Source organism: Frankia sp. CgJB1, assembly GCF_977947065.1.
Genome location: NZ_CDWTNB010000183.1, coordinates 1 through 7,967, shown reverse-complemented (window position 1 = coordinate 7,967; position 7,967 = coordinate 1). Strand labels below are relative to the sequence as shown.

Below are 7,967 nucleotides of genomic sequence, written 5' to 3'. Positions count from 1 at the left end.
CGACAGCTGCGGTTCCCGCACCAGCTCGAGGTGAGGCAGCGCGGCGATCTGGAGCACGGCCGCCCGGGCGGTCGCCAGCGTGGACTCAATGGCCTGGCCGTAGGCCAAGGTGCCATGCGTCGCCAGCGAGAACCAGAACGGCAGCCCGCGGGCCCGCCGGGACAGCCCGATGGCATAGTCCGACGGGTTCCAGGCCCCCGCCGAATCCAGGACCTGGAGGTAGCCGGCCCGCTGCGGGCCGTGCGCCGCCCGGGCCACCGCCGGATCGCGATACACCAGCGCGCAGGCGTCGAACGGCGCGAACAGCCACTTGTGTGGATCGACGATGAACGAGTCGGTCTCGGCGATCCCGTCGAAGAGAGAGCGGGTCGATGCGGCGGCGAGCGCGGCCAGCCCGTAGGCGCCGTCCACATGCACCCACAGCCCGCGGGCCTGACAGACGTCCACCACCTCGCGGATGTCGTCGACGGTGCCGAACTGAGTGGTCCCGGCAGTCGCCACCACCGCGAACACGCCATCGACGGCCTCGGCGCCGCCCTGCTCGGCGAGCCGGTCCAACGCCTCGGCCAACAGCGGGCCGGTCAGCCGTCCGGCGTCATCCGTCGGCACGACGACGACCTCGGCGTCGAGCACCGTGGCGGCCTGGTAGAGGGAGGAGTGCGCCTCGGCACCGCAGACGAACCGCCATCGCGGTGGAATCGGCCGACCGGCGGCGGTCAACCGACTCCGGGCGGCATGCCGGGCGGCGGCCAGCGCCGACAGGTTGCCGACGGTGCCCCCCGGTACGAACAGCCCACCGGCGCAGGCGGGGAAGCCCGCGAGGTCCGACAGCCATCGCAGTGCCTCGTTCTCCGCGAAGACCGCGCCCGCGCCCTCCATCCAGCTGCCCGCGTAGATGGACGACGCCCCGACCACCAGATCGAACAACACAGCCGCCTTGGTCGGGGCGGCCGGGATGAAAGCGAGATTGCGGGGATGATCCGTCGAGATGCAGGCGCGGGACAGCTGCTCGTCGAACACCTCGAGGACGCGACGGCCACCGATGCCCTCGGCGGTGATCGTGGATCCCACCGCTGCCGCCAACTCGTCCCGTGACAATGGCGCGTCCAGCGGTACCGGATCGAATCCGAGCCGGACGCGAGCAAAGTCACAGATCGCGCGGACGAGATCGGCAGTCTGCCCGTCAAACCGATGCACAGGCGGAGTCTAGGATCGGCCATGCCCGGACATCGGGTAGCTCACCCCGCCGCAACATCGGCGTTTCCGGGTCAACCCCGAGTTCACACCGGATCGTCGCGGACCGTCACAAGCCGCCCGGGTCGGGGTGATCTCCCGCGACCCGGGGGACGACGCGAGGCTACGCGTCCTGCTTGCCGCGCTGACGACGGAAGAGGAACCCGCCACCAATCAGGGCAACCAACAGAACAATTACTCCGACACGCTTCACAACAAACCTCCACGATGAGGACCCGGCCTACGGGACGACATGCCCGGGCGTCCATCCATATACCCCATGGACGCCGCGGAAGGTGCCCAGACCCGCCGTCCCGGGGGACGAGCGGCCGACACATCCTCATGTCATCGAAACCGAGCATGCCATGAAGTGGTCCCAGGCGTGCAACCGGACCGCCGGACAAGCCGACGCGTCCTACGACAGCGCGATGGACACGTGTCGTACCGCGGGGCAATCTTCGCGCGACCCGGCGTTTGGACGGTGCTTTCACAGTCGCCCTCATCGCACCCGTTCGGTGACAAGGGCGGCGAGGGCGTCGGCGCCTAGAATGTTCCTGAGGATGTGCACGGCGAATCCCGGGGGCGATGGTGGCACGAGTTTTCGTCAGCCATGCGGGCGCCGACGCGGAGCTGGCCGACGAGGTTCATCAGGCGCTGACCCTTCTTAGCCACCGGGTGTTCCTCGCTCAGGACATCCGGGTGGGCGTCCAGCCCGGCGACATGTGGAAGGATCGGTTGCACCACGAGCTGCGAGCCGCCGACGCCGTGGTCTGTGTCATCGCCAACGCCTACAACGCCTCCCCATGGTGCGCCTACGAACTGGGAATCGCCTACGAGGTCGGCAGCCTGTTGCTGCCGCTGCGCGTGGAGCCGACGGTCACCTCCCCGCTCCTGGAGGACCGGCAGCACGTTCACCTGCACGAAAATCCGCGATGGGCCGACAACCTGAACGTTGGGCTGCGGCGCGTCGAGGCCGCCGGCGGGCTGGGCTGGGCGGACGACCGGTCCCCGTTCCCGGGTCTGCGGCCGTTCACCCGGGACATGGCCAAGGTGTTCTATGGGCGCGGCAACGAGCTGCGGCGGCTCACCCACCGGCTACGCTCCCTACGGTGAACAGCGTCTGCTACTGGTGGTCGGTGCCTCCGGGTGCGGCAAGTCGTCGCTGGTCACCGCCGGCTTGCCGGCCCGGCTGGCGGGCGAGCCCGGCTGGGAGGTGGCCGACCCCTTCTGGCCGGGCCGGGACCCGGTCCGCAAGCTCGCCCACACCCTGACCCAGGCTGCGAGGCGCGTCGGCCAGCAGTGGGCGGTCACCGACATCGACCGGCAGCTCAGGGAGGACGACCTGGCCCTGATGGGGCTGGCCGAAGAACTTCTGACGGCAGGCTCCGGCCCGGTGCGGGACAGACTGCTGCTACTGATCATCGATCAGGGCGAGGAGCTGTTCACCCGATCGGACGAAGAGGAACGGGCCCGGTTGGCGACCCTGTTGCGGCATGGGGTCACCGGTCCCGTGCGGGTGGTCATGGCGCTTCGCTCCGAGTTCCAGGACCAGGTCTTCGCCCTGCCCGAACTGAGCGGCCCTCCCGAACAGGGCGGGGTCAACCTGCACGTCTTCCCCCTCCCATGCTGCCGGTCGTCATCACCGAGCCGGCCCGGGTAGCCGGCCTGCAGGTGGAGCCGGAGCTGGTCGCCAAGATGGTCGCGGACACCGAGGACGGCGAGGCACTGCCGCTGCTGGCGTTCACGCTCCATGAGCTGGCCAAGGACCAGACCCGCGGCGGCACCCTGTCGATGGACCGGTACCACGAGCTGGGTGGCGTGCAGGGGGCGCTGGCCCGCCGCGCCGACGCCGTCCTCGACGACGCCGTGGAGACGAGCGGGCTGGGCCGGGAGGAGATCCTGGTCGGCCTGGCCGAGCTCGCCACGCTCGACGAGGCCGGTCGGCGGACCCGCCGACGCATCGACCTCAAGGACCTGCCGTCCGACGCGTTGCGGAGAACCTTCCAGGTCTTCGTGAACCAACGGCTGCTGTCCACCCCCAGCGACAGCCTGGGGACCGCCGTCGGGGTCGTCCACGAGGCGTTGCTGACCGCCTGGAAGCCACTGGATGCCGTCATCCGGGAACGGGAAGCCGCCCTGCTCAGTGAGGGCAAGGTCGAGCGCGCCGCCGCCGAGTGGGAGCACAACGACGGCCCGCTCTGGGACGAGGACCGGCTGACCACCGCCATCACGACGCTGTGGCAGTCCTATGAGCGTTTCCGCGCCGGTGAGGAGCCGGTGGTCCATCTCAAACCGGCCGGGCGGAGGTTCATCGACGCGTGCGACCAGCGGATCGAGGAAGCCCGTCGCCAGGAACGTGCGCGCGTCGAGGCGGCCCGCCGCCGGGAACGTCACGAACGTCAACGCCGCCGGCAGGTCATCACCGTCCTTTCCGTGCTCCTCGTCTTCACTGTCGCCGGTGCCGCGATCGCCACCTGGCAGTCCCTCACCGCCCGGCAGGCGCAGCGCACCGCGGAACGGGCGCGGCACGCCCTGATCACTCATACCCTGCTCGCCAACGCCAACGTCGCGCGGGCGACGGACCGGGTGCGCGCGTTACGACTCGCCATCGCCGCCGAAAACATCGACTCCGGTAGCGGTGGTGAGGCCGGTGGTGAGGCCGGCAGCCAGGCGAACCTGCTGCAGACTCTCGTCGAGGACCCGACCGCGCTCGCCAGCCGCGGCGATCCCGTCACCTCGGTGACGTTCTCCCCGGACGGGCGCATCCTGGCCGTCGGCGGCGCGAACGCAACGGTCGTGCTGTGGGATGTGACGGAGGGTCAACCTCGTCGGATCGACCCGCCCCTCACCGGCCAGCGCAGCGGGATCACGTCGGTGACGTTCTCGCCGGACGGCCGGAACCTCGACGCGACCGGCGTCGACGGGACAGTGCTGCGGTGGGACATCGCCGACCCGGACCGGCCACAAGCGCGGGAGCGCGTGAATGCCGCCGCGGTCCCCCCCCCCACGCCGTGGGAGGCATTCTCCCCGGACGGGCGCCTCAGAGCCACCGGCCAGGACGGATCGATCATGCTGACGGATGTCACCGCCCCGGATCGGCCCCGGCCGCCCAGCCTCCTTCTCGCCGACCCCGGACCGGTCCGGGCCGTGGCCTTCTCCCCGCACGGGCAGGTCCTGGCCGCGGTCGGATCTGGCCGGAGGGTATGGCTCTGGGACACCAGCGTCACCCCGCCGCGGCAGATCGGGCAGCCGCTGACCGGGCACACCCGCTCCGTCCTGTCGCTGGCCTTTTCCCCGGACGGCGGGACGCTGGCCTCCGGCGGCAACGATGGCACCGTCCGGCTGTGGCGGCTCGCCGCGGTCGACGCGTTCCGCCGCAACGGCGTCGTCGAATACGCCTGCCACGAGGCCCAGGGCGGGCTCGACCAGTCGGCGTGGAGCTTTCACATTCCCGGCCTGCCCTACCAGGACACCTGCGCCGGGTGACCGCCGGCGGCACCGTCGGCTACCTCGGCTACCTCGGCAACGTCGGCAACGTCGGCAACGTCCAGGTGTCGAGGCGTTCGGCGATGTTGTTCGTGCCCTGGCGCCGCCCGGCGATCCGCCGGGCGTCCGTGAGGAACCGGTGGGTCCGCGTGACCACCACGGCGTTCGGCCGGTGCTCGGAGATGTCCAGTGCCTCGGTGACGAGCGCTTCGGCCTCGTCGACGTGGTGGCGGTGCAGGGCCGCTGTAGCCGCGGCGATCCTCGCCATCGACCGCAGGTCGGTCGCCCCGGCGACGTCGAGATGGTGCACCGAGGCGTCGGTATAGACCGAGGCCGCGTCCGGTTGGCCGAGTTCGACGTACGCCGCCGCAGACAGTTCAGCGAGCGTCAGCATATGCAGGGTGTCGATCGAGAACCCGGGGTTGCCCGACTGCGCGCGGCTCAGCGTCCCCTGGATGCGCCAGGCACGGTTGATCGCTTCGTGCACGCCCGCCCGTTCACCGAGCGCGCCCAGGGTACGAGCCTCTATCGCCGCGGCGCGGCTGGCGGCCGGCGAGCCCGCACCGACGTGGGACGTGGCGGCGCGGGCCAGCGCGAGGGCGGAGGCCAGGCGGCCGGACTTGCGGGCCAGGGAGCTCTGCCACAGCCGAACCCAGCACTGCAGTGCCCGGTCCCGCGCCTCCTCGGCGTGGCCGAACGCCTCGGCGAACGCGGCCGTCGCCTCGGGGATGTCACCGAGGTCGTGGCGGGTGGTGGCCCACAGGGCAGCAAGGCGGCCGGCGGCGCGGTGCAGGCGGGCGTCGACGGCGGTCGGGTGCCCGCCCTCGGCGAGCAGGGAGCGGACGGCCGGCAGATGCCGGCGTAGGTACACGCTCGTCGCGCCGATCGGGGTCCGCTCGTACGCCCCGGTGATCTGCTGGATGCGGACGTCGATGTGGTTCAGGACGTCCTCGGACGCGATCACTCGCGGGGTCACTGGCCCGCTCCGGACCATGAACAGCCCGGGTGGCAGGGATGCCCCCGCCGCCAGCCGGAGGAACCGCCGTCGATCGGACTCGTCGCCCATGCCGCACCTGCGCTTCGGGATGTCGCCCGCTTCCCATGACCATGATCTGTCCGTGGGCAGTCGAAGAACGGGTCATCGTCCATGGTCACGCCCCGTCTGCCATGGTCATGCCCCGTCTGCCGGCCCGACTGCACACTCGCTGGACGCTAGCCGGGGCGGCTGCCCGCCGGAAGCGGAAACACCCAGCACAACGTGGTCTCCCACGGCCCGCGGCAGCCTACGGCCCACAGCGGCACCGGTCGACCCGGCACAGGTCACTCGCCGTGACTTCTGCACCGGCGGAGCCTCACGGCGGTCGTGGCAGCTGCCCGCCGCCTGCCTGGTCGGCCTGGTCGTCGGATTCAATGATCTCGGTGTAGGCATCCACGCGACGGTTGGGGAGCGTCGTCGGCAGTTCCAGGTGGACGGCGCCCGCCGGCAGCACGCCGGCCCCGCCGGCCCGCTCCATCACCCGCAGCTGGGCCACCACGTCCTCGCCGCGGTGGTCAGGGGGCAGTCTGGGCCAGAATTCGAACCCGCCCGCCATGACCAGTTCATGCCGGTCGTACAGGACGCAGCCCCGATCCAAGCCACCCGGTAGGCGAGCCAGCCACCCGCCGGCAGCCGGCCGCGACGGGCGAGGCCGGCGGTGATGTGGGTGAGGTTCGCCGCGTTGTGCAACCGCCAGCGTTCCCAGCCGGGAGTGCCCTTGCGCACCCGCTCCGGCCGGACGTCCGCGGCGTCGGTGACGGTCTCGAAGGGTTTCTGCTCGTGCGGCCGCACGTCCGTGACGTGGCTCAGCCCCTGCGGTGGGGTGCCGACGAAGCCGCAGCGCAGGGTGCGGATGGCGGCGAGCAGCCGGTCCACGAGGGCCGGCTCGCAGAGCACATCGTCGTCGAGGTAGAGCACATATCGGCCGCGGGACGCGTCGAGCAGGAACTGGCGCTGCTCCGCCAGGCCCCGCCACGTCCGCCCCCGGTGCACCTCGACGGCGCTGCCCCACGCTCGTAGCAGCCGCAGCACCCCTTGGACCTCGGGGGTGTCGCACGCTGCCGGTCCCGGTGTCTGGTCCGAGATGACGACGCGGAATCCGGTTGCGGTCTGCGCTGCCAGGCCGGCGAGCGTCACAGCCAGCGCCGCGGGCCGCCCGCAGGTGGGTATCAGGACGTCCAGATCGCCCGGCGCCCCAGCCGACGCCGACGCCGTTACCACACCGACCTCCGGTCAGTCGTCGTCGGGATCATCGTCGAAGTCGCGCCGGTCGCCGTACTCCATAGAAAACCAGCGGTTCGAACGGCCCGCTCGGCGCGAGGAAGACGGATCTCACTGCCCCACCGGCATCGGCGTGCAGACGCTCCCAATCGCGGGGGAAGGCGAACTTCGCCTCCGTCGGAACGGGGTGGGCTGCTCCTGCAGCAGCGTGATGGCATCGGCCACGGCCTTGAGCTCCGTCAAGCTGAACAGCTCTCGCCAGGCGGGGCGTAGCGGGCGCAGCCGGTGCTGTTCGTAACCGAATCGAGCGGGATGGCGGAGCCTGCCGATCAATGCGACGGTCTGGACCAGGACTGGTTCCGGGAAGGGCGCTCAGGTACCAGGGGTGACCTGCCCCGTGGGAGCCGGATACCGACGGCACGTAGGGCGATGGCACGGAAGGCGAAGTTCCCTAAGGCCCATCACCAAGATCACCGATGGGCCGAGGTCTCGCGCCGCAGGACTGGCCATGGCAGACAAGCTGATCGAGTCCACCCAAGCCCGCTGGCGCGCCGTCAACGCACCCCATCTCGTCACTCTTGCCCACTAGCGATCATGGTCCGGCCTAATTCTCGTTGGTGACGGGCTGCGTCAGCCCGCAGGTCTGCCGGATCTCGTCGTGCTGTTCGTGCTGGATGGAGCAGCAAGGAACGATCTGTGGTCTCGGCGTGGAATGATCGGCGCGTCGCGGCCAGTTCCTGCTGTCGCGCTGGTCTCGGAGTCGGTGATTGCCTTCTCCTCGTGGTACTCCTGTTCCACATTGACAGTCCACACATCGTGCTCGGTGCCGTCGAGGATGTTCTCCACGGTGAGCATCGCGGTCAGCATCGAATGGTCGGCGTTGTTGTAACGGTGCATGCCGTTGCGGCCGACGGGATGCACGTTGGGGACGTTCTTCTCCAGCCAGTCCCTCATGATCTCAACGTTGCGCCGGTAGTACTGGTCGTGTCCG

The 7,967-nt window shown here is 70.5% G+C and carries 7 protein-coding genes and 1 pseudogene; 3 read left to right on the top strand and 5 right to left on the bottom strand.

Annotated features, from left to right (window positions below; genetic code table 11):
- Positions 1-1,197 (bottom strand): pyridoxal phosphate-dependent decarboxylase family protein (locus AC08OT_RS17145; RefSeq protein WP_476603034.1); only part of this gene is annotated, 1,197 nt, incomplete at its 3' end.
- 624 nt (positions 1,198-1,821) lie between these two features.
- Between AC08OT_RS17145 and AC08OT_RS17140 the strand changes: the two genes are divergently transcribed.
- From AC08OT_RS17140 to AC08OT_RS17130, 3 genes are read left to right on the top strand one after another with little or no spacing between them, the layout of a single operon-like run.
- The gene (locus AC08OT_RS17140; protein WP_476593331.1) at positions 1,822-2,346 is read left to right on the top strand and encodes a toll/interleukin-1 receptor domain-containing protein; all 525 of its coding nucleotides are present in this window, start codon (positions 1,822-1,824) and stop codon (positions 2,344-2,346) included.
- Positions 2,291-2,893: an ATP-binding protein gene (locus tag AC08OT_RS17135; protein WP_476593332.1), complete on the top strand. Its 603-nt coding sequence runs from the start codon at positions 2,291-2,293 to the stop codon at positions 2,891-2,893. Before AC08OT_RS17140 ends, AC08OT_RS17135 begins: the two co-directional genes overlap by 56 nt.
- The gene (locus tag AC08OT_RS17130; RefSeq protein WP_476603033.1) at positions 2,857-4,719 is read left to right on the top strand and encodes a WD40 repeat domain-containing protein; all 1,863 of its coding nucleotides are present in this window, start codon (positions 2,857-2,859) and stop codon (positions 4,717-4,719) included. Before AC08OT_RS17135 ends, AC08OT_RS17130 begins: the two co-directional genes overlap by 37 nt.
- 28 nt (positions 4,720-4,747) lie before the next feature.
- On the opposite strand, the gene AC08OT_RS17125 is transcribed toward AC08OT_RS17130, so the two are convergent.
- From AC08OT_RS17125 to AC08OT_RS17110, 4 genes and pseudogenes are all read right to left on the bottom strand, one after another.
- A complete protein-coding gene (locus AC08OT_RS17125) occupies positions 4,748-5,785 on the bottom strand; it encodes a hypothetical protein (RefSeq protein WP_476593334.1) in 1,038 nt (345 codons plus the stop codon).
- A gap of 286 nt (positions 5,786-6,071) precedes the next feature.
- Entirely contained in the window at positions 6,072-6,251 is a 180-nt protein-coding gene (locus AC08OT_RS17120) for a hypothetical protein (protein ID WP_476593335.1), read from the bottom strand.
- Positions 6,233-6,976 carry a glycosyltransferase family 2 protein gene (locus AC08OT_RS17115; RefSeq protein WP_476593336.1) on the bottom strand — a complete coding sequence of 248 codons (744 nt, stop codon included), beginning with the start codon at positions 6,974-6,976 and terminating at the stop codon, positions 6,233-6,235. The genes AC08OT_RS17120 and AC08OT_RS17115 overlap by 19 nt, the downstream gene beginning before the upstream one ends.
- Before the next feature lie 630 nt (positions 6,977-7,606).
- Positions 7,607-7,967, bottom strand: a pseudogene (locus AC08OT_RS17110) (hypothetical protein); the annotation flags it as partial.

Coding starts and splice junctions, on each gene's coding strand:
- AC08OT_RS17135 (WP_476593332.1), top strand. CDS start 2,291: ATGGGCGCGGCAACGAGCTGCGGCGGCTCACCCACCGGCTACGCTCCC.
- AC08OT_RS17130 (WP_476603033.1), top strand. CDS start 2,857: ATGCTGCCGGTCGTCATCACCGAGCCGGCCCGGGTAGCCGGCCTGCAG.
- AC08OT_RS17125 (WP_476593334.1), bottom strand. CDS start 5,785: ATGGGCGACGAGTCCGATCGACGGCGGTTCCTCCGGCTGGCGGCGGGG.